This is a genomic window from Heyndrickxia sp. FSL W8-0496, assembly GCF_038007825.1.
GTDB classification, from domain to species: Bacteria; Bacillota; Bacilli; order Bacillales; family Bacillaceae_C; genus Heyndrickxia; species Heyndrickxia oleronia.
On sequence record NZ_JBBOXX010000001.1, the window covers coordinates 4,300,988 to 4,326,956 of the forward strand.

Annotated in this window: 25 protein-coding genes, 1 riboswitch and 2 other annotated features; of the genes, 3 read left to right on the top strand and 22 right to left on the bottom strand. The window is 35.5% G+C overall.

What is annotated here, in order from left to right; translation table 11 throughout:
* Positions 1-207: 207 nt before the first annotated feature.
* Positions 208-1,602 carry a protoporphyrinogen oxidase gene (locus tag NST63_RS21860; protein WP_341043747.1) on the top strand — a complete coding sequence of 465 codons (1,395 nt, stop codon included), beginning with the start codon at positions 208-210 and terminating at the stop codon, positions 1,600-1,602.
* A 13-nt stretch (positions 1,603-1,615) separates the two neighbouring features.
* On the opposite strand, the gene NST63_RS21865 is transcribed toward NST63_RS21860, so the two are convergent.
* The 17 genes from NST63_RS21865 to NST63_RS21945 form a co-directional block, all read right to left on the bottom strand.
* Positions 1,616-2,317, bottom strand: a complete 702-nt coding sequence (locus tag NST63_RS21865; RefSeq protein WP_212944050.1) for an ATP-binding protein — start codon at positions 2,315-2,317, stop codon at positions 1,616-1,618.
* Position 2,318: 1 nt separating this feature from the next.
* Positions 2,319-2,804, bottom strand: coding sequence for an ECF transporter S component (locus NST63_RS21870; protein WP_212944049.1), 486 nt, complete (start codon positions 2,802-2,804; stop codon positions 2,319-2,321).
* A gap of 14 nt (positions 2,805-2,818) precedes the next feature.
* Complete coding sequence (locus tag NST63_RS21875) at positions 2,819-3,262, bottom strand: bifunctional adenosylcobinamide kinase/adenosylcobinamide-phosphate guanylyltransferase (protein WP_212944048.1); 444 nt, start codon at positions 3,260-3,262, stop codon at positions 2,819-2,821.
* Positions 3,214-3,837: a histidine phosphatase family protein gene (locus NST63_RS21880; RefSeq protein WP_212944047.1), complete on the bottom strand. Its 624-nt coding sequence runs from the start codon at positions 3,835-3,837 to the stop codon at positions 3,214-3,216. The genes NST63_RS21875 and NST63_RS21880 overlap by 49 nt, the downstream gene beginning before the upstream one ends.
* Positions 3,795-4,619 carry an adenosylcobinamide-GDP ribazoletransferase gene (gene cobS, locus NST63_RS21885; protein ID WP_341043748.1) on the bottom strand — a complete coding sequence of 275 codons (825 nt, stop codon included), beginning with the start codon at positions 4,617-4,619 and terminating at the stop codon, positions 3,795-3,797. The genes NST63_RS21880 and cobS overlap by 43 nt, the downstream gene beginning before the upstream one ends.
* Positions 4,616-6,103, bottom strand: a complete 1,488-nt coding sequence (locus tag NST63_RS21890) for a cobyric acid synthase (RefSeq protein ID WP_341044235.1) — start codon at positions 6,101-6,103, stop codon at positions 4,616-4,618. The genes cobS and NST63_RS21890 overlap by 4 nt, the downstream gene beginning before the upstream one ends.
* Before the next feature lie 8 nt (positions 6,104-6,111).
* Entirely contained in the window at positions 6,112-6,696 is a 585-nt protein-coding gene (locus tag NST63_RS21895) for a bifunctional adenosylcobinamide kinase/adenosylcobinamide-phosphate guanylyltransferase (RefSeq protein ID WP_341043749.1), read from the bottom strand.
* Entirely contained in the window at positions 6,678-7,754 is a 1,077-nt protein-coding gene (gene cobD / locus NST63_RS21900; RefSeq protein ID WP_341043750.1) for a threonine-phosphate decarboxylase CobD, read from the bottom strand. Before cobD ends, NST63_RS21895 begins: the two co-directional genes overlap by 19 nt.
* Positions 7,729-8,694 (bottom strand): adenosylcobinamide-phosphate synthase CbiB, encoded by a 966-nt coding sequence (gene cbiB / locus NST63_RS21905; RefSeq protein WP_341043751.1) that lies wholly within the window; start codon positions 8,692-8,694, stop codon positions 7,729-7,731. Before cbiB ends, cobD begins: the two co-directional genes overlap by 26 nt.
* A complete protein-coding gene (locus tag NST63_RS21910) occupies positions 8,691-10,157 on the bottom strand; it encodes an adenosylcobinamide amidohydrolase (RefSeq protein ID WP_341043753.1) in 1,467 nt (488 codons plus the stop codon). The genes cbiB and NST63_RS21910 overlap by 4 nt, the downstream gene beginning before the upstream one ends.
* A 3-nt stretch (positions 10,158-10,160) precedes the next feature.
* Positions 10,161-11,210 (bottom strand): FecCD family ABC transporter permease, encoded by a 1,050-nt coding sequence (locus NST63_RS21915; protein WP_058006186.1) that lies wholly within the window; start codon positions 11,208-11,210, stop codon positions 10,161-10,163.
* Positions 11,211-11,314: 104 nt separating this feature from the next.
* Positions 11,315-11,911, bottom strand: coding sequence for a cob(I)yrinic acid a,c-diamide adenosyltransferase (locus tag NST63_RS21920; protein WP_341043754.1), 597 nt, complete (start codon positions 11,909-11,911; stop codon positions 11,315-11,317).
* A gap of 28 nt (positions 11,912-11,939) precedes the next feature.
* A complete protein-coding gene (locus NST63_RS21925; protein WP_341043755.1) occupies positions 11,940-12,908 on the bottom strand; it encodes an ABC transporter substrate-binding protein in 969 nt (322 codons plus the stop codon).
* Between the two features lie 269 nt (positions 12,909-13,177).
* A riboswitch (cobalamin riboswitch) is annotated at positions 13,178-13,365 on the bottom strand.
* Between the two features lie 87 nt (positions 13,366-13,452).
* On the bottom strand, positions 13,453-14,802 hold the full coding sequence (locus NST63_RS21930; RefSeq protein ID WP_341043756.1) for a sodium-dependent transporter: 1,350 nt from the start codon (positions 14,800-14,802) through the stop codon (positions 13,453-13,455).
* 95 nt (positions 14,803-14,897) lie between these two features.
* On the bottom strand, positions 14,898-15,974 hold the full coding sequence (locus NST63_RS21935) for a bifunctional 3-deoxy-7-phosphoheptulonate synthase/chorismate mutase (RefSeq protein WP_251346143.1): 1,077 nt from the start codon (positions 15,972-15,974) through the stop codon (positions 14,898-14,900).
* Positions 15,975-16,073: 99 nt separating this feature from the next.
* Positions 16,074-16,309: a binding site (T-box leader), on the bottom strand.
* A 52-nt stretch (positions 16,310-16,361) separates the two neighbouring features.
* Positions 16,362-16,593 (bottom strand) — a binding site (T-box leader).
* Between the two features lie 91 nt (positions 16,594-16,684).
* Positions 16,685-17,653, bottom strand: a complete 969-nt coding sequence (gene lipA / locus NST63_RS21940; RefSeq protein ID WP_212944035.1) for a lipoyl synthase — start codon at positions 17,651-17,653, stop codon at positions 16,685-16,687.
* A gap of 12 nt (positions 17,654-17,665) precedes the next feature.
* Complete coding sequence (locus NST63_RS21945; protein WP_212944443.1) at positions 17,666-18,487, bottom strand: lipoate--protein ligase family protein; 822 nt, start codon at positions 18,485-18,487, stop codon at positions 17,666-17,668.
* 503 nt (positions 18,488-18,990) lie between these two features.
* On the opposite strand from NST63_RS21945, the gene NST63_RS21950 reads away from it, so the two are divergent.
* Positions 18,991-20,265, top strand: coding sequence for an ATP-binding protein (locus NST63_RS21950; protein WP_341043757.1), 1,275 nt, complete (start codon positions 18,991-18,993; stop codon positions 20,263-20,265).
* 398 nt (positions 20,266-20,663) lie between these two features.
* Here NST63_RS21950 and NST63_RS21955 read toward each other — a convergent pair whose 3' ends face one another.
* The 5 genes from NST63_RS21955 to NST63_RS21975 all read right to left on the bottom strand — a co-directional run bounded on the left by NST63_RS21955 (position 20,664) and on the right by NST63_RS21975 (position 24,809).
* Complete coding sequence (locus NST63_RS21955; RefSeq protein WP_212944034.1) at positions 20,664-21,155, bottom strand: NUDIX hydrolase; 492 nt, start codon at positions 21,153-21,155, stop codon at positions 20,664-20,666.
* A gap of 163 nt (positions 21,156-21,318) precedes the next feature.
* Positions 21,319-22,188 carry a YitT family protein gene (locus tag NST63_RS21960; protein WP_212944439.1) on the bottom strand — a complete coding sequence of 290 codons (870 nt, stop codon included), beginning with the start codon at positions 22,186-22,188 and terminating at the stop codon, positions 21,319-21,321.
* 338 nt (positions 22,189-22,526) lie between these two features.
* The gene (locus tag NST63_RS21965; protein WP_341043758.1) at positions 22,527-23,330 is read right to left on the bottom strand and encodes a S41 family peptidase; all 804 of its coding nucleotides are present in this window, start codon (positions 23,328-23,330) and stop codon (positions 22,527-22,529) included.
* Positions 23,331-23,393: 63 nt separating this feature from the next.
* Positions 23,394-23,807 carry a hypothetical protein gene (locus tag NST63_RS21970; protein WP_341043759.1) on the bottom strand — a complete coding sequence of 138 codons (414 nt, stop codon included), beginning with the start codon at positions 23,805-23,807 and terminating at the stop codon, positions 23,394-23,396.
* Between the two features lie 159 nt (positions 23,808-23,966).
* The gene (locus NST63_RS21975; RefSeq protein ID WP_212944032.1) at positions 23,967-24,809 is read right to left on the bottom strand and encodes a DegV family protein; all 843 of its coding nucleotides are present in this window, start codon (positions 24,807-24,809) and stop codon (positions 23,967-23,969) included.
* Between the two features lie 203 nt (positions 24,810-25,012).
* Between NST63_RS21975 and cidR the strand changes: the two genes are divergently transcribed.
* The gene (cidR, locus tag NST63_RS21980; protein ID WP_341043760.1) at positions 25,013-25,891 is read left to right on the top strand and encodes a cidABC operon transcriptional activator CidR; all 879 of its coding nucleotides are present in this window, start codon (positions 25,013-25,015) and stop codon (positions 25,889-25,891) included.
* Positions 25,892-25,969 lie beyond the last annotated feature (78 nt).

Genomic DNA, 25,969 nt, shown 5'->3' on the forward strand with positions numbered 1-25,969 from the left:
TTAAACCAATATTAAAAAGAGATAGAAATCATGCCGAAATGAGAACAATTAACAATCCTTTTCACATTTTATACTTATGATATTAATAATTGTGGGAAATCCTACATGAAAGCTGTCACATTGTTTACATATTCACAAATTAAATAATGATTTATAATAATAATAAATAGATTACAGAAATTGTCTTAACATATAGGGGTGAACAATTTGAAAACGATCGTAGTCATTGGTGGAGGTATTACAGGACTTTCAACCATGTATTATTTAAATCAACAATTAACTACCTCAGATAAAGAAGTAAAATTAAATTTAATTGAAGCAGATCATGAATTAGGTGGAAAAATCAAATCAATAGATAATGATGAATTTATTATGGAAACAGGAGCTGACTCCATTGTAGCACGTAAATCTGGTGTTGCTGCTTTATTAGATGAGCTCGAATTAGATGACGAAATCGTTCATAATGCTACTGGAAAATCTTATATTTATCATCACAATCAGCTAAAGCCGATTCCTGATGATACTATTTTCGGAATTCCTATGAGCAAAGAAGCTTTATTTAATAGTGAATTAATATCTGAAGAAGCCAAAAATGAGGCTTTAAAGGATTTTACAACACCAAATACTACCTTTACCAAAGATAGCTCTATTGGTTCATTTCTAGAAAACTTTCTTGGTAAAGAAATTGTCAATAATCAAATTGCTCCTGTACTTTCTGGGGTATATTCAGGCAAACTAAATGAACTTACTTTAGCTACTACACTTCCCTATCTTTTAGAATATAAAAATCAATATGGCAGTATTATTCAAGGTCTTTCAGAGAATAAAGAGAAATTCCAATCCGCTGATAACAAAAAATTCGTTTCATTTAGAAATGGTCTCTCCACATTAATAAAACGGATGGAAGAGCAATTAACGAATGTGAATATATTAAAAGGGATACGAGCAACTAAGATTGAACGTGATAATAGTCGATATATGATTTCGCTTGAAAATGATGAAAGGATTGAAGCGGATCAAATTATTCTAAGCACCCCTCATACTGTGGCACAATCGCTCCTACAGAATGACAACTTAGATACTGAGTTCAATAAGCTAGTAAACTCTTCACTGATTAGTGTATATATTGGTTTTGATATCCCAGATGAAAAGCTTCCTGCAGATGGAACTGGCTTTATCGTTCCAGAAAATAGTGAGCTAATTTGTAATGCTTGTACGTGGACAAGTAGAAAGTGGACACATACATCAAAGAACCATCGGCTTTTATTGAGACTTTTTTATAAGAACACGAATCCGGATACATTTACCTATTTAAGTAGCTTAGGAAAAGATGAACTGCTTCAAGTGGCTTTAAAAGATGTGGAAAAAAGCTTGGGGATAACAGGGGAACCGGTATGCTCAGAGGTAACAAAATGGACAAAAAACATGCCCAAATACCATCTTACCCATCGTTCAACGATCGAATCATTAAACAAAAAACTAAATGAATTATTCCCTAATATTCTACTTGCTGGCTGCTCCTACTACGGTGTAGGTATTGCGGACTGCATTTCGAATGGAAAACAAACCGCTGAAATTATTTTTAATCAATTACATGCATAAGGAACGCGGGCACTCATAAGTGGTGGAAAAGAGTGCCTGCTTTTTTCATTAATTTATTTTCGCTTTTTTGTTGATAGCCAATCAAGAAGCATGTAGCAGGACCAGAGGATTTTAAAAGATCGATCGTACTTTCTTTTGAAATTCTATCTAAAGACGAATTTAATTTTTTTAACTTATATAAGACTCCTTTTGATCCAACAGGTAAAATATGTGTAATTTCCTCTTGACTACACATCCATTTAAATAAAGAAAGTGGTGCTACTTGGTCTTTCTGTTCAATGACCTCATTGCCTACTAATGGCATACCAATTAAAGCAAATTTCGTTGTAGGCTGAATAGGTACCTCCTTCATTTCTGACTTATTCATTTTCCCCAAAATAGTTACTCCTAACGCAGATTGAGTTAATTGAAAATTACTTTCCGTGCTTCCGATCATTGATAATTCATCCAAACCGAGTTCATCTATTCCCTTCTCAATTCCTAATTTCATCGCTTCCCATGATTCCTCATGACAGAAATTATGAATCACAACACTGAAAGGGATAGCACCTGCTGCCATACATTCCATTACTGCAACTCGAAATGAAAAATAAGCTACTGTTTCATAAGGTACTTTCACTACATCCTCAGCTTTTAACCCAATGGCTCCACTATTATCTGTTGATATAACGATATTTTCCGTATCATTAAATGGCACAATCAGCACATCTCTCATCTTAATCCCCTCTTTTAATCACTCTAGATAATCTTTCTTGAAATACTCGTACAAAGAGAAGGGCTACAGCGATATTTATTGCTGCACCAATCATTAGCGATGGAATCATAGCTATAAAAAATGACCAATTTAATAAAAATATAAATGGAATGGGACTAATAATTGCATTCCCAATCCAAAACATCAATGCAGCTAGCTTTTTCCTTCCTGCTTGAAATAAATATCCATAGATGAGAACACAAAAAGTCATTTCAAACGCTATTAATAGATGGAACGGACCTAATGGAAATCCTGTTAGCAAGGCAGAAAGAAGATGACCAACTCCTGCAACAATTCCTCCCATTCCTACACTAAACAAACTCGCAATCACTAAGGATGGAAATGCATCTAATCCTACACTTCCAACAATTGCAGGGATTTTTATTAATGACCCAATGACAGTGAATGCAAAACCTAAGGCAAACCAAACGATTTTTTTACTAGTCATATTTCCCCCTACAGTTATTTTATTCGTTTTGAGATACCATACCAAACCATATAAACCGAATCAGAAGTTGTAACAATATCCTGATACACCCATCCCGTAATATCTCTCCACTGTCGATCCTTTTTTTCAATTGGAACAATCCCCTTTGAAATATCTGTTCCAATCAATATCAATTCATTATTTTTATGAGCCTGCTCCCAGTTTAAAGCTTTTTCTACGAGGTCTTTTGCTTGGGCTCTAATTATTTGTATATCAATATCTAAATCAATCCATTTTTTTATGTATTGTTCTACCCCTTCAATAATAAGCAATTGTTTTTCTTTATTTTGAAACGGTAGTTCTAATTTATTTGATTGATAAGCAGAAAGCCACAGATAATCACTTCGTTCGCTCAGTCCAAATTGATCCCTCACCCATTTTGCTTTTCCGTTAAAATAACCTCCCGTAATAAAGTGCATCGGTTCTCTCCCCTCCCTTTTTGTTTCGTCCAGCACAATTCAAACGCTGTTTCATGTGGAACTCTCCAATCCCAAAAATTTGTTTCCTTTGGTGAAAAGCGACTTAACAAATAGCGAATGACTCCCCCATGGGTAATAAGGATCCCTTTCGTTTTCCCCTTTTGAAAAAGAAGCAAGAGAAGCTGCTTCCACCCTTCATCCACTCTAGCTGTAAATTGATGAAAACATTCACCATTTGGTGGACATATGGTGAAAGGTTGTTGCAACCAATTTTGGTATACATCATTATTTTTCAACTCTTCATACGTTCTTTCTTCCCAATCTCCAAAATTCATTTCTCGAAGATGTGAACAGGTTAAAATTTCCTTATCGGGAAATAAAATTTCCGCTGTTTCGACACATCTCTTCAAATCACTACTAATATGTAAGTCAGCTTTCGACAAAAGCTGATAGCTGCCTACCTGTTGTATTCCCTTTTCACTTAAAGAAGCATCGGTCCAGCCCAAATATTGATGCTTTTCATTTTGCTTTGTCAAACCGTGGCGAAGTAATGTAACAACCAGATGCTCATCCATAAGATCCATTCCACCCCTTCAACGCTTGCTCCTAAAATATCCCCGGTAATCCCACTAAACCATTTAATAATTTTCCGCTTAAAGAGAAAGCCAGCGAGCAAAGTAATCAAGATCAATAAAAGCACAAATTCTATTACTTGATGATAGGAAAGTATAACAAACACTAAATATAGCAATATGTAAAACGGATAAATAAGTAGTGAACTTTTATGAACAGATTTTTGAAAAAAATGACCTAACCCCTCTTGTTTTGCTGCTGGAACATTTAATAGAAGATATCCCATCAAGCTTTTGCTTAAAAATGGCAATATTAAAATAAAAATAAAACTACTAGTAGATAACATATCGATAATTTCATATATAAAAAGAAAACGTCCACTTAATAAGATAATCACCGATATAACTCCAAATGCGCCAGTTCGAGGGTCCTTCATAATTTCTAAACGCTTATCAATTTGTTGATATGAAAAAAAAGCATCACTTGCATCCATCCAACCATCAATATGTAAGCCACCTGTAATGATAATGGTTAACAGCCAAAGGATAAATGCAGTAGCTAATGTCGAAAATGGTGTATAGTTGGTCAACAAAAATAAAGCCCCGACAAATATGGCACCTTGTAATAATCCTAATAGTGGAAAGAATTTAACCGCATAGGTCATATGCTTTTTATCCATAGGGAGTTCATAGGGTATTGGAACGATTGTAAAAAACTGAAGATTTATCAACATTCCCTTTATAGGTCCACGCCAATCAATAATCTTTTTCATTTTATTTGTCATGCTTGTCTCCACTTATTAACCATCTTTTTTACCCTCTCCCAATCAAGATAATTTTTCACATGAGTAGCTAGTTGATCATATTTTTGATCCTTTAATTGGCGGAGTGAAATAACAGATCTTACAGGGAGCCCTTTTTCTTCACGAATCCGATTTAACCAGTAGGTTCGCCATTCATCATTATGAAATAATGAATGCATATACGTACCAATAATTTTACCATCAAGATGGTAATATCCATCGAGACTACCATCGTCTAAGATAAGAAATGGACGATCATGTATGGATGTTTGTCCTACATGTATTTCATATCCTTCAAACGTAAGCTCAACTGGTAATCTTGTATTTTGATGACCTTTCCCTTTTACCTGAATTGTCCGCTTTTCAGCGTGAAATTTAGTTGACGTCGGAATGATTCCAAAACCTTTTTCTGTATAATTTACAGTACCAGTGTCTGTTCCAGCTTCATCAATTAAGTATTCTCCCATCATTTGATATCCTCCACAAATACCAACCACATACTTATCTTGTTCCAACTGCACACGGATTGATTCATATAGACCGTTTTTCTTTAGAAACTGCAAATCAGATATTGTACTTTTCGTACCAGGGATGATGATCGCATCAGGTTGACCTAGCTGGTTTATATTTTCAACCCATCGAATGGTTACATCCTCCTCATACAAAAAAGGTTCCATATCTGTATAGTTTGAAATATAAGGGAGTTTAATGACAGCAATATCAATCGCACCATGTCCTACGGAAGCAAATCGATCTTGTAGTGACAGAGAATCTTCCCCTTCAATCATGTGCTGAGGAATATAAGGAATAATTCCTAAAACAGGGATACCGGTTCTTTCTTCAATCCATACTTTCCCATCATTAAATAAATCAATGTCTCCACGAAATTTATTTATGATAATCCCTTTTACTCGATTTCGTTCATTCTCAGTTAATAGCTCAATCGTCCCAACAATACTCGCAAATACGCCACCACGATCAATGTCAGCAACAAGTATAACCGGTACATCAGCCATTTCAGCTACCTTCATGTTCACGAGTTCCCGATCCTTCAGGTTAATCTCAACAGGACTACCTGCCCCCTCCATGATAACTAAATCAAAATCAGTAGATAATTTTTCTAAGGATTTTTCTATTGCTTCGATTCCTTTTTCATAGAAAGATTGTCGATAACCTTTGCCAGATAGTACTTTCTCACTCTTTCCGAAAAGGATAACCTCAGATTGCTGGTCCGATTTTGGCTTTAAGAGAATCGGATTCATGAAGACGGTTGCCTCAGTCTTTGAAGCTTCTGCTTGAATTCCTTGGGCACGTCCAATTTCCTTTCCATCCTTTGTTACATAGGAATTATTGGACATATTCTGGGATTTAAATGGTGCCACACGCCAGCCCTCATGAGTAAATAGCCGGCACAAGGCAGTAACGAGTATACTTTTTCCAACATCAGATGCCGTACCAACAATCATCAAACCTTTTAACACAGTTCATTCACCTCTCCCTTCATGACATGAGGAAGCCCAGATTCAATTAAATATGCAGAAGACGATTGCTTGATTATGCTTTGATGTAAATACCCCAATAGTCTTGCATACGCAAAAACAATCTCACTTTTTGGTAACGCCTCATTGAACACTTCATTTGAAACAATGAGCAAAACACTACATTTATCTTTTATGTTTTTAATATCTTCAAGAATAGCGTGATAAATCTGTTCTTGGTAACTTTCTTTTTCCCAGGCCCTTTCATCTATGAATAATTCATTATTCAATAGAGTCGTTAAACAATCTAATAAGATAACGTCGCCTTGCTTAAAATTCGGGCTTAACTTCCCTATATTTGTTGGACACTCCCAATTCGTCCAAGGAAGCTCACTAGAATTTCGGGTTTCCTTATGATGGTCAATTCGATCGAGCATTTCGGGATCTGTTGCCTTACCACAAGCCAAATAATGTAGATTGCCATTAATCATTTTTGCATGATTTATTGCTATGCTCTCAGCAAAGCTGCTCTTTCCACTTCGAACTCCTCCACTTATAAAAATCAGTTTTGATTCTTCCATTCCGAAAGTGCCTCCATTAGCTGGTTATTTTCGTTTTGCTTTCTGATCGCAAATCTTAACCAGCGCCCATCTAGTCCAGGGAAATTCATCGTATGTCTTGGTACAAGTCCTTTTTTTAGCAAATACTCGTATAATGGTGCTGCCTCTTTTAAGGCAGGATCTTTTATGATATAAAAGTTCACAGCCGATATCGACATACAAAATCCATTCTCTTTATAAAAGTCTTTTAATCTATTGCGTTCCACATGAATTAATTGCTTCGTATGACGAATATATGAATCTTGAGATATACATTCAAGCCCCGCCTTTATCGCAATCGCATTCACACTCCAATGCGGTTTTAAAGCTGCAATTTGTTGAATAACCTGAGGTTGGGCTACGCCGAAGCCTAATCTTAGACCAGCTATCGCAAACATCTTTGTCAATGAACGCAATACAATCAAATTAGGATATTGCTTTACTAAAGAAATATACGTTTCACTATCAACTGTAAAATCATAGAATGCTTCATCAATAATAATCGAGCATTGCGAGCGATATCCCTCTTCTACTAGTTCAATGATCGATTTCCGATCATATACAACACCTGTAGGATTATTTGGCGTACATAAAAAGATCGCATCATAATGTTTAACTTTCGGCAATAGTTCCTCCATTCTTAGCTTCCAAATGCCCTCTTCTAAAAAATGATGTTCAACAATACATTTCTGTGCAAGACAAGCTTGTTCATACTCACTAAAAGCAGGTTGAATAATTAAGATTCTTTTCCCTTGAAAAAGCTGAGCCACCAATGCAATGATCTCAGCACCACCATTTCCAATTAAAAGATACTCTTCTCCGATCCCTTCTTTTATTGATATTTCTCGTTTCAAAATAGAGGCATGTGGATCAGGATAATCTTCCAATAGAGGAAACCATTCATGCCACTTTTCTCTTAAAATAGGGGGCGAACCATATGGATTTACATTCACACTAAAATCTATTAGTTGTTGTGGAGTTGGGAGCTTTGTTGCCTGATAAACATATTTTGGGTTAGAACCATGAGATGGCAATGTCAATAGTAATCCCTCCTATCCATAAAAATAGTGCAAAGAGAAGCACGGCACTATTCATAATCACTATCGTCTTTTTTATATGTACTGCCTTTAACGCTTCAAACGGCTGTCCCATCCGCGCACGATCCGATACAATCCCTTTATAATAATTCACGCCTCCTAACTGAATACCTAAAATAACGGCAACAGCTGCTTCACACCAGCCACTATTAGGACTCGGATGTTTTTTAGCATCTGTGAAAAATAGTTTCCAAGCTGGTTTTAGATTCAAATACACAGGTTTACAAAAAAGGAGAATTATACATCCTGTTAACCGGCTAGGAATCCAATTGACCCAATCATCTAAACGGGCTGATGCCCAACCAAATTGTTCGTATTTTTGATTCCGATAGCCAACCATTGAATCACAGGTATTTATTGCTCGATAAATCATAGCTAATGGAGCTCCACCTATTAGTGCCCAAAATAATGGAGCAGTTATCCCATCACTTGTATTTTCTGCAATTGTTTCGACCGTTCCCCTTACAATCTCTGATTCATCCAACTGCTCCGTATCTCTTCCTACAATATAGGACAATTTAGTTCTTGCTAATGGTAGATCCTTATTCATTAATGGCTCATACACTTCTAATCCAGCATCTTTCAATCCTTTTTGGGCAATGGTTGTCGCAATCATTAACGCTTCACCAATTACTCCCGCTAATGGATGCCATTGATATAATAGAATCGTAATAGTTAGTGTAATTAAACCTGTTAATAACACAATTAAACTAAGCATGAAGACTCCTTTACCTTTACGATGATTTCCCTTATTTAAATGCTTAGTGAAAAAGGAAATCAATGAACCCATCCATTTTACTGGGTGTGGCCATTTCGGTGGATCTCCAATAAACCAATCAATGATAATTGCGATGGTTAGTGCACAGAGATGAGGTAAAATCATTTGCTTTTCCTTTCGATAGATTTTTCAATGGCTTTTTTCGTACATTGATAAACATATGTACCAATTAACTGACCTAAAGGTGCTATTGAACCTGCGTATTGCAGTTTTTCACCGTTTTGAGTTGCTGCGATAAGGATACTATCTGTAGAGGTGCCCGTTGCAATCGTTCCTGTTAAAGGGTCCATTATTTTCATATCATGCAAACTCTTTACCTTCGCTTCAGTCGCTGTTGCAATCGCTTGAATATAAGCTTCCTCTGACAAATCTCCATTTATAAATATCCATATGTTAATGGTACCTGGTATGTAATTAGATGAATGGTCGGTTCCTCTAGAGACATCTACCGCATTCCCCACTCCTGCTGTAACAACAATGAATAATGAGAAGCCCGTTCCCTCGACAAATTTCCAAATAGCATCCTCCATTTTTACGGCTGTCATCATGCCTACTGTAGACTCTAGAAGAAACCCTTTTTCTACTAGATATTGGGACATTTCTTCATAATGATTCTCACAATTATAATTCTTATCAACGTGACGATTAACAAAGGATTGGAACCAGCCAACTCCAGGATTTATGACAGCTGAAGACATCGTTTTTAATGGAATAGGAGATTCATAGACGAGATATTCCCCTTCCTGTCTTAAATAATTTTCATTTAAAATCATTAAAGCAATCTCTGGTATACTCTCTGGTATTAAGGCAATTTGTGGTTTTGGTATAGATGGATGATAATGTTTATTTACCTTTGTAGAATATACGCGTTGAATCATTTCTTCCTTAATGACTTCATTAGGTAAACCCATTCGATCTAATTCACCTTGATCAAGAAGAAGCAAGCGATCACAGTATAGCGCTGTCAAATTTATATCGTGAAAAACAGAAATGACAGTCAACCGATTTTGTTTCGTCATCTTTTTAATCAAATCGAGTAATTCCTTTTGATAGGTTAAATCGAGATGGTTCGTTGGTTCATCTAATAATAAAACTTTTGGCTGCTGAGCAAGTGCCTGAGCAAGAAAAACCCGCTGCTGCTCCCCCCCCGATAGCTCCATCAAAGATTTATGACGAAATGAAAGAATGCCAGTCTGAGCCATCGCCTCTTCAATGATTCTCTCATCTTCTGAACTCATTGATTGAAACAAACCTTTTTGATGCGCGTAACGTCCGAGAACAACAACTTCTTCTACAGTATAAGAAAAGGATTCACCTGTGAGCTGAGGAAGAACTGCGATTATGGTTGCCAATTCTTTAGGAGAATACGTAGAAAGCAGCTGATCTTTTAAGTGTATCGAGCCTTCAATCAAAGGTAATGTCCCACTAATCATTTTTAGTAACGTTGTTTTTCCACTGCCATTCGGACCTAGGATTCCAAAAAATTCACCTTCATGTACCTGAAAACTAAGGTCCTTAACTATTTTATGCCCATTATATCCTCCGGCTACATTTTGTAACGTTAACATACTCTACCCTCTTCTTCTTCGTTTACTATTCATTAAAATCCATGCAAAGACAGGAGCACCAATTAAAGCGGTAATCACACCAATTGGAAGTTCTGATGGCTGAATAATCGTTCGTGACACTAAGTCTGCTATAATTAAAAACCCTGCTCCAAAGAGTAGCGATAATGGTAGTAATCCTTTATGATTAGGTCCACGAATAATCCGTATTAAATGAGGAATCACTAATCCAACAAAACCAATCGCACCTGAAACTGAAACGGCAGCACCAGTTAATATTGATCCAGCAATTAGAATAAGAAGCTTTCGCTTTTCAACATTAACCCCCAGATGTTGGGCACGTTCTTCACCTAATGACATCGCATTAAGCTCTTTCACATTCATTAATAATAATATTGAACCTATAAGAAAGAATGGAATAATAATATATACATAACTCCACCCTCGCATAGATACACTTCCAAGTAGCCAACCAATGATTTGTCTTAACTCATCGCCTGTTAAAGCAATGATTAAGGAAATAAACGAACTAAAAAATGAACTAAATATAATGCCAGTTAATATAATTGTTTCTACTTTCATTGATCTCTCAATTTTTTTTGCAAAAAATAAAACACTAAATATCGTAATAAATGAACCAATTATGCTCATTAATGGCAATGTAAGTATTCCGATGAATGGTATAGATAAATGAAAGAATAATGTTGCAACTGCTCCAACAGAGGCTCCAGACGACACCCCTAAAGTATATGGGTCTGCTAAAGGATTTCGAAGCAACCCTTGAAATGCCGCACCTGCAATCGATAATGAAGCACCAACTAGCCCTGCCAATATTACACGAGGCAGTCGAATATCTAAAACAATATTCGTATTCATCGCATCTATTTTATCACTTAATGGAAAGTGGAAAATAGCGGCTCCGATGATTTGGATGATATCCTTCATTGGCACCGTTACCGAACCAATGGAAATACCTATTAAAATAGAAAAACTTAAAAAAACCACTCCAAATAGATAAGGAAAATAATTATTCTTCCGTAGATACCGAATAGTCATTGGCTTCTGCAGTCTCTTTCAACTCCTTTTAGTACATTTGAAAAAGGACTGTCTAAAAAGGAGACAGACCCCCTGTGCCTTTAGACAGCCCCTATTTCTATCAATCAATTTTCTTCTGTTTTGTTCTCTTTTCTTTTGCCGTCACGAAAAACCTTGGCACTTCGAATATATTCTACATCTTTTTTTCCTGATCGGTGATTAATTACTCTTGCAAGAGCAAAAAAATAATCCGACAAACGATTCAAATACATTTGAGCGAGTGGAGGAACAATTTCTTCAGCTTTTGAGAAACTAACAACTAGACGCTCAGCACGTCTTGTAACTGTTCTTGCTATATGAATAGAAGCAGCCGCTTTTGTCCCACCAGGTAAAATAAAGCGTTCCAATTCAGGTGTACTGGCGATATACTCATCAATCTTCTCTTCAAGATAATCGATCATGTCTTGTTGAAGCTTGTAAGGGCGTTTAGCTGATTTTGTCGCTAGATCCCCTCCACAATCAAATAATTCATGTTGAATTTTTTCAAGATCATCAAGTACGTCAGAAAAAAGATCGGGATCCAATTCAGCCATCGCTTGTCCAACAAAACAATTCACTTCATCCACTGTTCCATAAGCTTGTACCCTTAAATCATCTTTATCTACTCTACCACCGATGATACTTGTTTGCCCCTTGTCACCTGTTCTCGTATAGATTCTCACAATATTTCCTCCTCACTCTTATCTTCACTTATTTAAATGTATCGGGATATATCGCCTTTGCCATTTCCTCTAAACCTTCCACAAGACGTGGACCTGGTCTTGACACTTTGTCAGAATCGACACTATATACCCGTTTATTTTTAATAGCGGATACTTCTTCCCACCCTTTACGGCTATAGGCTTGTTCTACTGCGTCCTTTACATAATAACCATATGTTATGATCATTACATCCGGATTTGCTTTTACTGCTGCTTCTTCCGAATATTTCGGCCATCCTTCTTCAGCAGCTGCAATATTTTTGGCGCCAAGCATTTCTAGCATTTCATTCATGAAGGTACCTGAACCTGCTGTATAAATATCTGGTGGAGCAGAGATTTCCATCCATACATTTGGTTGCTCTTCCTTAGAAATTCCTGCCGCCTTTTCTTTAATTTCTTCAACTTTTGCTTTCATTCCATCGACAATTTCATCCGCTTTTTCCTTTGTTCCAGTTGCTGCACCAATCATTTCAATCGTTTTATACGTATCTGCAAATGAACTTGCATTATTGACAGCAATAACCTTAATTCCTGAATCCTCTAATTGCTTTAATCCATCCTTAGAATTATGAGCCTGGGAAGCATCAGCTAAAACAATATCAGGTTTTAAAGAAATTATTTTTTCAACATTGAATTCTTGTCCACCAACTTTTTCCTTTGACTGCACCTGTTCGGGATAATTGTCAAAATCCGAGACACCAACAATTTCTTTATCTAACCCAAGGGCAAAGGCTGTTTCTGTATTACTTGGAAGAAGGGAAACAATTTTCTCTGGCTTCTTATCAATAGTGATTTTTTTATCGGTTCCATCCGTAATTGTTACGGGAAAAGCTTGGTCTTGTTGCTTAGTCTCCTGCTTATTATCACTAACTTTCTTTTCACTATCCTGCTGTGTACCACATGCAGCCAAAATAAAAATTAGTAAAAAAATAGGTATAAATCTTAATAGCTTTTTCATTTGTAAACTCCTTTTTACATTTAAAATAGTCATAAAGATGGCCATTTTCACAAAGATTATTACATATTTTAAAAATTGAATATTTTCTTCCTTTATCCTCCATAATTAATGTAGAAGGAAGAAAAAATACATTCGTTCATATCTTTTATGAAAAAGACCTAAAAAAAACATCTCTAACCAAAGAGATGTCATATGTAAAACGGTATAATAGCAAATCATGCACGCTAAAAAACGTTTCGTCAACACCCCCCTATCCTCGTAGGCAAACTGGTGCACTCAAAAAACAGGCAGGTCTCCTGGCTCATGATCATTGCTCCCTGTACCTTCCCTTATCCTTTAATGGATAAAGTGGATATTACAGTTTGCTCCCATTTACAGTGGCGGGACCGCGTTGGAATTACACCAAACTTCCCTTTTAAACCTTCACATAGAAAGTACCTGTTTTCGTTGCAATATATTAAATTTTCAACCATTAACAATTATACAGGAAAGACATATGGATGACTATCCTGAAAAATTTTATGCTTATAAATGATTTACAGAACTACCAAACTCCCAGCACATCTAACATGACAACAAAAATTAAAACGGGTGCAACAAAACGTATGAGGAAATACCAAGCTTCGAACAGTCCTCTTTTAAGACCGCTCCCTTGTTTTAATTCCTCGTAAAGAACGGATTTCTTCACTTTAAGTGGTACAAAAATAGCGATAAGAAGGGCTCCAAGCGGCATTAAAATATTACTAACGGTATAATCCATTAAATCGAAAAATGTTTTACCAAAAAGAGTAACATCACCTAACGCTCCGTATGAAAGGGCAGATGGAATACCAAAAATAAAGATGGCAATTCCGATGATCCATGACCATTTTTTACGTCCTTTTATATCCTTTTTAGTGATCACAGACACAATAATTTCAAGCATAGAAAAAGCTGATGTTAATGCCGCAAAAAGGAATAAAATTAAAAATGCTATAAAGAAAAGCATTCCAAGCGGTAACTGGCTGAAGACTGTTGGAAGTACATTAAATAACAGTACAGGTCCTGCCCCCGGCTCCAATCCTAAAGCAAATACTGCTGGAAAGATTGCTAAACCAGCTAAAAGTACAATGACTAAATTCATTCCTACAATAGAAAAAGCTGAACGGGGTAAGCTTTGATTTTTCGGTAAATACGAACTATACGTCACCATTACTGAAACACCTACACTTAACGTAAAGAATGATTGCCCCATGGCTTCCAAGATCGTTTTTGAAGTTAATTTTGAAAAGTCCGGTTGCAGTAAAAAGGATATACCAGCCATTGCACCATCTAAGGTAATTGAACGAATAACTAATAATATAAATAGTATAAATAATGCTGGCATCATAATCTTACTTGCTTGTTCAATCCCTTTTTGAACCCCTCTTGCAACAACAACAATCGTCATTAGAATAAATAATAATTGCACGATTAAACTAATAATTGGATCAGAAATTGTGTCCCCAAATACTTGTGTATATTGATCAGAGGAAAGACCGTTTAACTGACCGGTAATCGCCTTGTATAAATAAATAATAATCCAACCACCAATGACACTATAGAAAGAAAGTAAAATAAAACACGCAATCATACCTAAAATCCCTATCCAGTGCCATTTCGCTTTTGGTGCTATTTTTCGATACGAATCCACTGCATTTTCTTGTGTTAATCTACCAATGGAGAATTCCGCTAAAAGCAATGGAAGTCCTAGTAATAATGTAAATAGAATAAAAATTAGAAAGAAAGCTCCTCCCCCATTTTGACCTGCGATATAAGGGAATTTCCAAATTGCTCCTAAACCTATTGCTGACCCTGCTGCAGCTAATATAAAGCCAAGTTTTGATGACCACTGTTCTTGCTGACTCACACTCATTCTCCTCTCAGATGTAAACAACTATGTTTCCTATATTCTCGTTTTTAGTTGTCATTAAGGGGTTAGACCCCTTAATAGACAGCTACGCTTTTGCTTTAAGCAAGTTTGTTTTTAAACCCCTTTAATTCATCCATAAATGAATGGAATTGTGGAATGTCCATTTGCTGGGCGGAATCCGATAAAGCAACAGCAGGATCAGGGTGAACCTCAGCCATGACTGCGTCTGCCCCAATTGCTAATGCAGCTTTGGCCGTTGGAAGAAGCAAGTCTTTTCGTCCTGTTGAATGGGTAACGTCTACCACTACTGGTAAATGAGTTTCCTTCTTCAAAATCGGAACAGCTGAAATATCAAGGGTATTCCGAGTTGCTTTTTCGTACGTACGAATTCCCCGCTCACATAAAATAATTTGGTCATTTCCTTGTGAAATAATGTATTCAGCCGCATGAACAAATTCATCAATGGTTGCAGCCAATCCCCTTTTTAATAAAACAGGCTTATTTACTCTTCCAACTGCACGTAGTAAATCAAAATTCTGCATATTCCTCGCTCCAATTTGGATCACATCAACATATTCAAGAGAGATTTCCACATCATTCGGATTGAGTATTTCACTAATAACTGCTAAATCATATTCATCCGCAACCTCTCGTAATATTTGCAGACCCTCAACCCCTAAGCCTTGAAAATCATATGGAGAAGTTCTTGGTTTAAAGGCTCCTCCACGCATTAATTTTATGCCTTGCTCCTTCATAGCTTCTGCAACTTGTCTTACTTGTTCCTTACTTTCTACTGCACAAGGCCCCATAATAAATGTTTGTAATCCACTTCCTAATTTTTCTCCTTTAATATCAACAATTGTATTTTCTTGCTTCTTTTTCCGGGAAACAAGTAATGCTTTTCGATTATCATCCTCCTGTAATTCAAGACTCGCTTTAAAAATCGTCTTAAAAATATGCTGTAGAGTCGTTGTTTCAAACGGTCCTTCATTCTGTTCTGCAATCATATCAAGGACCTCTCGTTCACGTACCGGATCAAACCGCTTTGTACCTTGTATTTTTTTCAACTGACCTATTTCTTGGACTACCTTTGCACGTTCATTTAATAGGTGCAGAAGCTGTGTATTAATTTCATCCACCTTTTGACGTAATTGAACCATTTCATTGTTTCCCATTCTTCATTCCTCCTATTTTTCAAAATGTATTTAAAGGAACTGTCTTTGCTTTATAGACAGTACCAACTAACTAACACAAAAAGTCCCTACTGGATATCCAGTAGGGACGATCAATTATCGCGGTACCACCCTAGTTGTAGATATGACTATCTACCACTCTTCATTGTTAACGATCTATTTGACCGTCTTTTCTTTTAGAAGATGTTTCATCTTTTTTAGAAAAGAAAGCTCCAGAATTGAAATTCATGTTTATCTTTGTACTGATTTCCACCAATCATCAGCTCTCTATAAAACAGGGAGATAAACACTACTTTACATCCTATCTTCGCTTATATTATTTGCTTATTATTATTTTTTTAATACAAAAAGTCCCTACTGAATAAAATCAGTAGGGACGATATTATCGCGGTACCACCCTAGTTGTAGATCCAATTATCTACCACTCTTCATTGTTAACGATCAATTGACCGCCTTTTCCTTCATAAAGCATGACAACTTTATTATGAAAAAGTGCTCTAGGAGTGAAATTCATGTTTATCTTTGTACTGACTTGCACCGACCATCAGCTCTCTATAAAACAGGGAGATAAACAATACTATATTCCCTTCAATGCATGAATATTTAAGTATGGTTAGTATTATATAGCGAAATTTTCAAAACTGTCAATACCTTTTTTAAGTTTCAGAGTAGAATTCTTTTCTTGAAAAGAATTATTGTTTCGGATGTTCTGTCCCTGTTACCTTTGTTTTATATTGGCTAATTAAATGGTCTGGATCAGAATTCTCACCCTCTAATTGTCTGAGACGCGCAGCCTTGTTTACTTGTTCATCCGCATGATAGCTAGACCGAACCATAGGACCTGCTTCACAGTGTTTAAAGCCTTTTTGAAGCGCAATTTCTTTCCACTTAGCGAATTCATCAGGATGTACATACCGTTCTACGCGCAAATGTTTTTTCGTAGGTTGAAGATACTGTCCGATCGTCATAATATCCACTCCATGCGCAAGTAAATCATCCATCGCTTCAAGTACTTCCTCATGAGTTTCTCCTAAACCAACCATAAGACTTGATTTAGTTGGTGTGTTTGGGCTTATTTCTTTAACCCTTTTCAACAATTCTAAAGAACGGTCATAAGTCGCCTTTGAACGAACACGTTTTGTTAAACGTCTAACTGTTTCAATATTATGATTAAAGATATCTGGTCCTGCATCCATAAGTGTATGTAAGCTTTCATAATCCCCCTTCATATCAGAAGGTAAAACCTCAACCGTACAAGATGGAACACGACGTCGAATCGCACGGACTGTTTCAGCAAAAACTGCTGCACCTCCATCAGCCAAATCATCACGAGCAACTGCAGTTACGACACAATGACGAAGTCCCATCACTTCTACTGATCTCGCTACTCTCTCCGGCTCATCCCAATCTAATTCAGTTGGTAAACCTGTTTTTACCGCACAAAAACGACAGCCACGTGTACAAGTATCCCCTAATATCATAAACGTAGCTGTTTTTCGAATGGCCCAGCATTCATGAATGTTAGGACATTTTGCTTCCTCACAAACAGTATGCAATCTTTCTTCACGCATCATTTTTTTCAAACCAGTATAGCTTTGATTCGTATTCAGTTTAATTTTCAACCATTCAGGTTTTCTTATGTACTCTTCATTTCTCGCCATTGATATTAACCCCTATCTTTGAAAAGTATATTTCTCACTTTCATACTTTGTCCGCATAAGTTCTTTTATTTCTTCTAACATCTGCTCACTCGGTTGATAGCTTGTAAATTCAATATCTAATCCTTTTTCGAAGCCTTTTTTAAAGGCATCTTTTACCTCTTCGAGTGACGTTTGACGTCTAAGAATCTGGTTAATCGTAACAGCTTTTTGTTCAAAAAGGTGTTTTGCTTTATTCTTCACTTTCTCATTCGGAAATGTAAATAAATCATATAATTGTTCAATATCCATTTCCATTGGAATCGAGCCGTGTTGTAAAATAACTCCCTTTTGACGGGTTTGTGCACTTCCAGCTGCCTTTTTTCCTTCGATCTCCAATTCATACCACGAAGATTCTTCAAAACAAACGGCTGTACCGGACTTTCCAATAGGTGCATTAGGAATAGCTAAATCAGCTTGAATTCCAAGATAGCGATATCCTTCAAGTATACCTTGTGATAGTACTCGGTAAGCCTCAATGATTGATGGCGACATTTTATCATGCTTCTCGCTTAGCACTACACTATAAGTTAGTTCTTTGTCATGTAAAACGGCTAGTCCACCAGTTGGCCTTCGCACAATTTCAACCCCAATTGCTTTCGCCTTATCAACATCGATTCTACCTACCGTTTTTTGAAAATGTCCTAGAGACAATGCTGCGGGCTTCCAACTATAAAATCGCAGAATAGAAGGAAGTAACCCCCGGGAATGCCAATCAAGAAGGACCTCATCCATCGCCATATTAAAGGATGGACTATTTTCACCTGAATCAATAAAATACCACTGTTCACTCATGATGCTTTCACCGCCTCAGCATAGTTAGATAAAACAATCACCTAATTTACTATATTGGAATAATATTCATCGTTTTCAATCAATTTTATGATAGCATTCAGAAGAAGATTGTCAACAACTTCCTAACTAATTACTGTATTATGAATATAATTCTAATTTTCTTTCAATTATCGGGGTAGACACCTAAATAGATACCCCTCACTCAACTTACTAATGTACTAGTTTTTGTTCTTTTGCCAATCTAATTTTTCCAGATAATATCCATGACAAAAAATCCACTCTAGTAATCTTTTTTAAAAAACAGATTCCTACCTTATGAAGAACTTGTTCAGTTCCCTTCACATTGTTTGAAATAATTTCTCGGACCTCTAAACCATCCATAATGAAACAAAGTAATGTCGATGTAGCCGATCGATTAAGTTAATTAACCAATCAATGTTTTTCTTGCTATCCTATTTTTAATGATTTACAGTTATAGCTAATTCAATAAAAGAAAGGAAATAACAATGAAGGATATCCCATCTATTATAAATTTTAAAGATATCACGAAGGAAATGATGCCTCACTATTTTGACTTTGCTGCTGCTATTTATCGGATTAAGGAACTTTTAGCAAATGAAACAGGAATCGATTTTAACATGTATACTTCAAAAGAAGGAATTGAAGAGGAAATATGGGATACGATTGAATATGTCATACAATCAGATCCAAATGACATACAAATCATTGGACATGTCTTTGACTGTTTAGAAACTGCAACGATTAAATACTCGAATTTTAATCAGGAGCACCAATTCAACATCATCCCCTCCTTAAATAATTCGGTCTATTATTTTCCAATGTATCAAGTAGCCTTTGCAAAGCTACCAATCTTTCAAAGTCATGATGATTATGAAGAGGATTTTATTTTTGCTAATAATGATGAAAGTTTACTAGGGTTCTTTGATTATATTTATAAAAAACAAAAAGAATATATGAAGGATGCCATTACTATTTTCACAGATACTGATGATGGAATTGAAAGAGTAAAGGAACGAATTACTCATCAAGTAATGCGGGAAGATGTGATATTGGATGAAGAAATAAAAACTGAAATTTTCCGGTCAATCGATGAGTTCTTTATACATGGGGGTGAGTTTTTCAAGAAATATGATATTCCATATAAACGTGGGATTCTTTTGTATGGAAGTCCAGGGAATGGAAAAACGACTCTAGTAAAGTCGATTGCTGGAAGTATATCTGCACCAGTCGTTTATTGGCAAATAACAGAATATACGAATAGTTATTCCATTAAAGAGGTGTTTAATACGGTTACTAAAATGGCACCCATGACCTTAGTTATCGAGGATATAGACTCCATGCCTGAAGAGTCTCGATCTGTATTTTTAAACGCACTTGATGGTGCTTCTTCGAAAGAAGGAATTTTCCTAATTGGAACAACGAATTATCCAGAAAAAATTGATCCTGCATTAATTAATCGGGCCGGACGATTTGATCGTGCATACGAAATTACACTTCCAGATCAGCACACTCGAAGACAATATTTGATAAAAAAGAATATCCATCAATTTGTAGCTGAAGATGAACTAGATCACTTAGTTAAAGAAACGAATGGTCTATCCATTGCACAATTAAATGAATTATATATGTCTATTGCCCTTCAATGGCATTATGAGCAGCAGGTAAACATTGAAAAAATACTGAGGGATTTACAGACAAATAATAGAAAAGCACTGCGAAACCATTGGGAAGAACGTTCAAGTGTTGGTTTCGGAATATAGTTGAATTAGATTGTCCAATAAGGGGAGCTCCCCCTTATTAGGACAACTAATTTTTAATAAAAGCTATTTTAGTATAGTTTGTTGCTGAAAAAATGAGAGCGCGGTCTTTTTATAGTTTGCAGCTCTTTTCTTTGTGTTATGATGACTTGTCGATCTTCACTTTTTTTAATTAAACATTACCTAAAATGCACAATTTTAAGAAAAGAGCTTTAATATACAAAAAAATTATTTGTGTATTTGTAAAAGCCCTACTGCCGGCTTTTACACCTAGTAAAGAGAGCGCGGTCTTTTTTAGATTGTAGCTCTTTTCTCTGCAGTATGATGGACTTGTCGATTTTCAACCTTTTTTTATCGTTAAAACATGTCCTCATTAGCATCAATTTTTTGAGAAAAGAGCTTTAATGAAGAACTGTCGAGGTATCTAGTCGTTCTGAATGAAAGTCAACCACTTCGCCATCAATATATATAAACTGATGATCATAAATACGATAATCATCCAACATTTTATGTAAGAAAAACTTCACATTTGCCATTCCAACATTCTCTGGATGAAGAATCCAAGATAGATCCTTCCAGTCCAAGATCCCTTCTTGAGTCTTAATAGGAGTGTCATATTCATAGGTTTCTGGTAATTCAGCAACAAATGCATACATGCCGCCAATATAACTTTCATTCACCGACCAGGTAACCGTTCCTTTATATGCTACATGACCGATATCAATTCCAGTCTCTTCCTTAATTTCACGAATAATTGCTGCTTCTGGTGTTTCACCCTTCTCTATTTTACCACCAACACCATTCCACACTCCCATCCATTCGGGCTTTTCACGATTAAGCATGAGGAGCTGATGGCCTCTTTTAATAAAGCAAATCGTGTACTTATATTGCATAAACTTTCCTTCCTTTCGTCAGAATATATGATTTCCCTACTATTTAAGGAATAAGATTCAATGTTTTTTTGTTTTAATCATTGCTGTTCGTCTAACACATTACTTCCCTCTAAAAAACAGAAGCCTGTCCATATAGGAACAAGCTCCTTATTATTATAACATCCTATAATTGTTGACCATAATATTTATCAATCGTGAAGCCTCGTCCAAGAATTTCAGAGGCATTAATAAATACAACAAATGCCGTTGGAATTTCTTGTTGGAGTTTTTTCTTAAGGTAAATCGCTTCTACCTGTTCTGTAACACAAAGAATCATTGTTTTATTTTGATTTGAATATCCACCTACTGAACGAATCTTTGTTAAACCACGATCGATTTCATCACGAATCATTGATTGAACTTTTTCTTCTTCTTCTGTAATGATTAAGATTAATTTCGTTGCTGATGTTCTTAGTTGTACAAAATCGATTACTTTACTTGAAACATATATACACATTAAAGCAAATAAAGTCAGCTCTAGATTAAATACAATTAAGGATGCTGCTACAACAAGACCGTCTACAATTAATTGAGAATAGCCGCTTGATAATCCCGTGAATTTTTTAACGATCTGTGCAATTGCCGCAGTTCCACCGGTTGATCCATTTCCTTTATATACAATTCCTAGACCAATCCCAAGAACTATCCCACCATAAAGTGAACCTAAAAAAGGATTCGTTACAGTGATCGGAATATCCGTACTAAGCCATATCACAAATGGGACACAAAATGTACCAACTAATGTTTTCCCACTAAAATCTTTTCCCATCGTAATCCAGCCAATAATAAATAATGGGATATTGATTAAAAATTGTGTATAGGCTGGTTCAATCCCATATACCTCATGCAAAATTGTACTAACACCTGATATTCCCCCTGCAGCAAGCTTTGAAGGTAAGAGGAACATGTTATAGGCTAAACCGACTAGTACCGCACCGATAATAACGAAAAAATATTCTTTTAACACATGTTTCGACTTATGCGTTTCTTTCATCATTATGTCCTTTCTATGTAGCCAAATTTTATAATATAGATATAATTTCTATTTTTTATATAACTTATCTATTATATATTAATTTTTATATGGGTAGTCTGTCAATTTTACTTTTTATACTACTTTATCGTAATAATGTGCAGGTGCCCCTACAAGTAGAGAGATCAAATGACGGATTTCTCCGAAGGTCCTAACCTTAACCACTTGCTGATTTTTGCTCTCGAACGACTAACCGTTGACCTAACACACTTTGTACACTACAGTTATCCATGCAAATATTTTAGAATTTTCATCGATAAAAATAGAGCAGATATATTGACTACCTGCTCACTAAAACATTAAGCATTTGCTTTTTCTTCTAATAACTTCAATGCCGTCTGAATATCTATATCGTCGAAAAGATGTTTAGGGGTCCATGGGATATGTATATGTGGTTTAATACCTACTCCTGTCATTCCCTTTCCATTATCAATTCTTGATAACCTTGATGTTGGGTACCATAATTCAAATTGATCATGCCATTTCATCACGGACAGATTAGCGTAGTCATTTAAACCAGCAGTAGGTCGTCCAATAACTGTTACCTTAGAAGATCTTTTGCAAATTTCTACAAATGAATCTCCTGAGCTACCACAAGTGACATCAGTCATTACAATAATTTGTTCAGGATTTTTTCTTCCTTGTATAATAGTATCCTCTAAATCAGACAAATCAAACTGAACAAAGCCCTTTCCTTTATTTTTTTCCCACTCCCTTAAAAAGATTTTTAATACTTTTTTTGTGTACTCATCTTCCGTTGAAGCGATAGCATTTTTCATTTCGGATATTTCAAGTTCACAGGATCGTTCTGTACAGTTGATGAGCATATATTCATCGTCTTCAGTATTTATATTCACTTCTCGATTCTCAAATATGTAGGGAAGCAATTGAAAATAAGAGGAGTCATTTCCCCCATAATTAACTCTCACATCAATAATTAATTTTCTACAATTTTCTAATGCTTCTTGATGCTGGTGCACTAACTGTGTAATTGCATCAGCATTAGCAAAGTCTGTTAAAGTCATAAGAAGAATTCCTTTTTCCAACTCCTCAATCGAATATTGAGGTGTGTATTCATCCTTCTCATATTTTTTAAGCTTCATCTGATAGGTATGCCCATTTCCATCCATTATTTCGCAAAATTGATATTTTCCAATTATAGAATTTCAGTTTTCCCTTTCCTGATGGTCCTCTATCAACTCTCTGCGATGCTTTTCAACTAAATTTATAACCGGAACATTCCCTAATGAAACAATCGCATAACCTTTCTTTACTCTCATTTCCTTTCCAACATCTGTAATAAATAATTGATCCTCAAATCTTCTAACTTTAAAGCCAACATCATAACGCTTTTCTACACTTTTTTTAGATGATTTAAAAAACATATGCTGTTCCTTAAAATCAAGTAAATAATCTTGTACAATTTCTACAAATTTATCAGGAGTTAATTCCTGTTTTTCCTCTAAAATACATATTTCATCAACATATTTTTCTGGATGATCCCAACCTTTTTTATCTTGGCATCCGGAATAATCATGACGACAAATCGAAACGATCTCTTCAAACATTTCAATATACATTCTCTAACTCCCCCATTCTTCTCTTTTAATTTTCTCTGCTTTTGTGAAAATTCCTTTTTAAAAAGTAAGATCTTCATTTTTTTGCATTTAAAAAGTATAAAAACTAAATATAAAAAAAGGAAAGGTAAATTCATACCCTTCCAAAAAAGACAGTCTCATTTATTCTACATAATACATAAAACCAATCGCTCCCGCCCCTGTATGGGTACTAATAATTGGAGTCGTAAACTCAATATCTATATTTTCGTAACCAGTTGTGGTAAAAATTGCCGTTTTTAATTTGGCAACTAATTCAGATGCTTCAGCATGGGCTATTCCGATTTTCTTAATCGTCTTTCCCATTGCATCCTCAGCAAGGTTTTTCACCAAATATTTAACAACCTGTGCATGACTTCTAACATTTGCTAGAGGATGGTAGACTCCATTTTCTAATGATGCTATAGGTTTAATATGAAGCAAGGAACCAATTAGCGCTTTTCCTTTTCCTATTCTTCCACCTTTTACTAAATTATCAAGTTTTTCAACTACTACAAAGAGCTTAGTTTTTGATCGAATGGTCTCCAATCTGTCTAGAATTTCCTCTATAGTCTTTCCATCTTCCGCCATTTGAGCAGCTTCAACGACTTGGAATGATAACGCTTTCGAAATAAAACGAGAATCAATTACTGTTACATTTGCCTTTGATAAGACAGCCGCATTTTCTGCAGAGTTTACAGTGCCACTTAATCCATTTGACATATGAATCGATAATATATCGTAGCCGTCTTCCCCTAATTTGTCATATAGCTCAAGAAATACACCAACTGGAGGTTGAGAACTCTTAGGAAGTTCTTGTGCAGCGTTCATTTTTCGAATAAATTCAGAAGGAGTTATGTCTACACGATCAAGAAAGTTTTCCCCATCAATGGATAAGGATAAGGGAACAACTTCAATCCCATATTTTTTTATCATTTCGTTAGACATATCAACGGTTGAATCGGTTACTATTTTAATTTTGGGCATTTCATAACTCCTTAAAAAATAAATTTAATAAAAATTTCACTAATTTTATTATATATCAGACATTAATGAAAACTAAATGGGTTATTGCATCCAATTAAGGAGATTTCATCACATTTTATTAATAAAATCGCTAAGTTGTACTTCTTTGGGTAGAATACGATATAATATCCAAATTACAATATAAGTTTGAGTGGTGATTACGCGTGGATATTAAACATTTACAATATTTTTTAGAGGTTGCAAAATACAATAGTTTTTCATTAGCTGCTGAACATTTATATATCACCCAACCAACTATTAGTAAAATGATTAAAAACCTCGAAAAAGAGCTAGGAGTTTCTCTGTTTGATCGTTCTAAAAAGAAGCTAACATTAACAGATGCTGGGCAAATCATTTTGGAACAAGCAAAGTTAATTGACCTTGCCTTTCACAATTTAGAAACGGAATTAGATAATCTTTTAGAGTTAAAAAAAGGACATATTCGAATTGGAATCCCACCTATTTTTGACGCACAATTTCTACTTCAACTAATCGGACGATTTCATGAACAGTATCCTGGAATTACTTTTGAATTTGGGGAAGACGGTTCAAAAAAAATTGAAGAGGATATTCACAATAATCATTTAGATGTCGGTGTTATCGTACTTCCAACGAATAATGAGCTATTTTTACATTTCCCTTTAATGGAGGAGGATTTAAAATTAATTATTCATCCGTCACATCCATTAGCTCTGAAAACGGAGGTTAACCTAGTTGAACTAGCTTCTGAACCGTTTATTTTATTTAATAAAGATTTTGCATTACATGACCGAATTATTTCTTCTTGTAACAGTGTAGGCTTCAATCCCCAGGTCATCTCAAAAAGTTCACAATGGTCTTTCATTGAGGAGATGGTTTCTTGGAATTTAGGAGTATCACTTTTACCTGAAAGTATTTGTCGGCATTTAAGTAAAAATGTAAAGGCGATTTCGATAAAAAACCCTTCCATCCGATGGGAACTAGCAATCATTTGGAATAAAAATCAATATCTTTCCTACGCAGCAAAAGAATGGCTGCAATTTACAAAAAAACACTTATCATAAATTATCACGCATTTGACTGAATATACTGTTTTTCTTCCTTTTATATTATATCCTTCTTTCGCTGACATTTAGATAGGC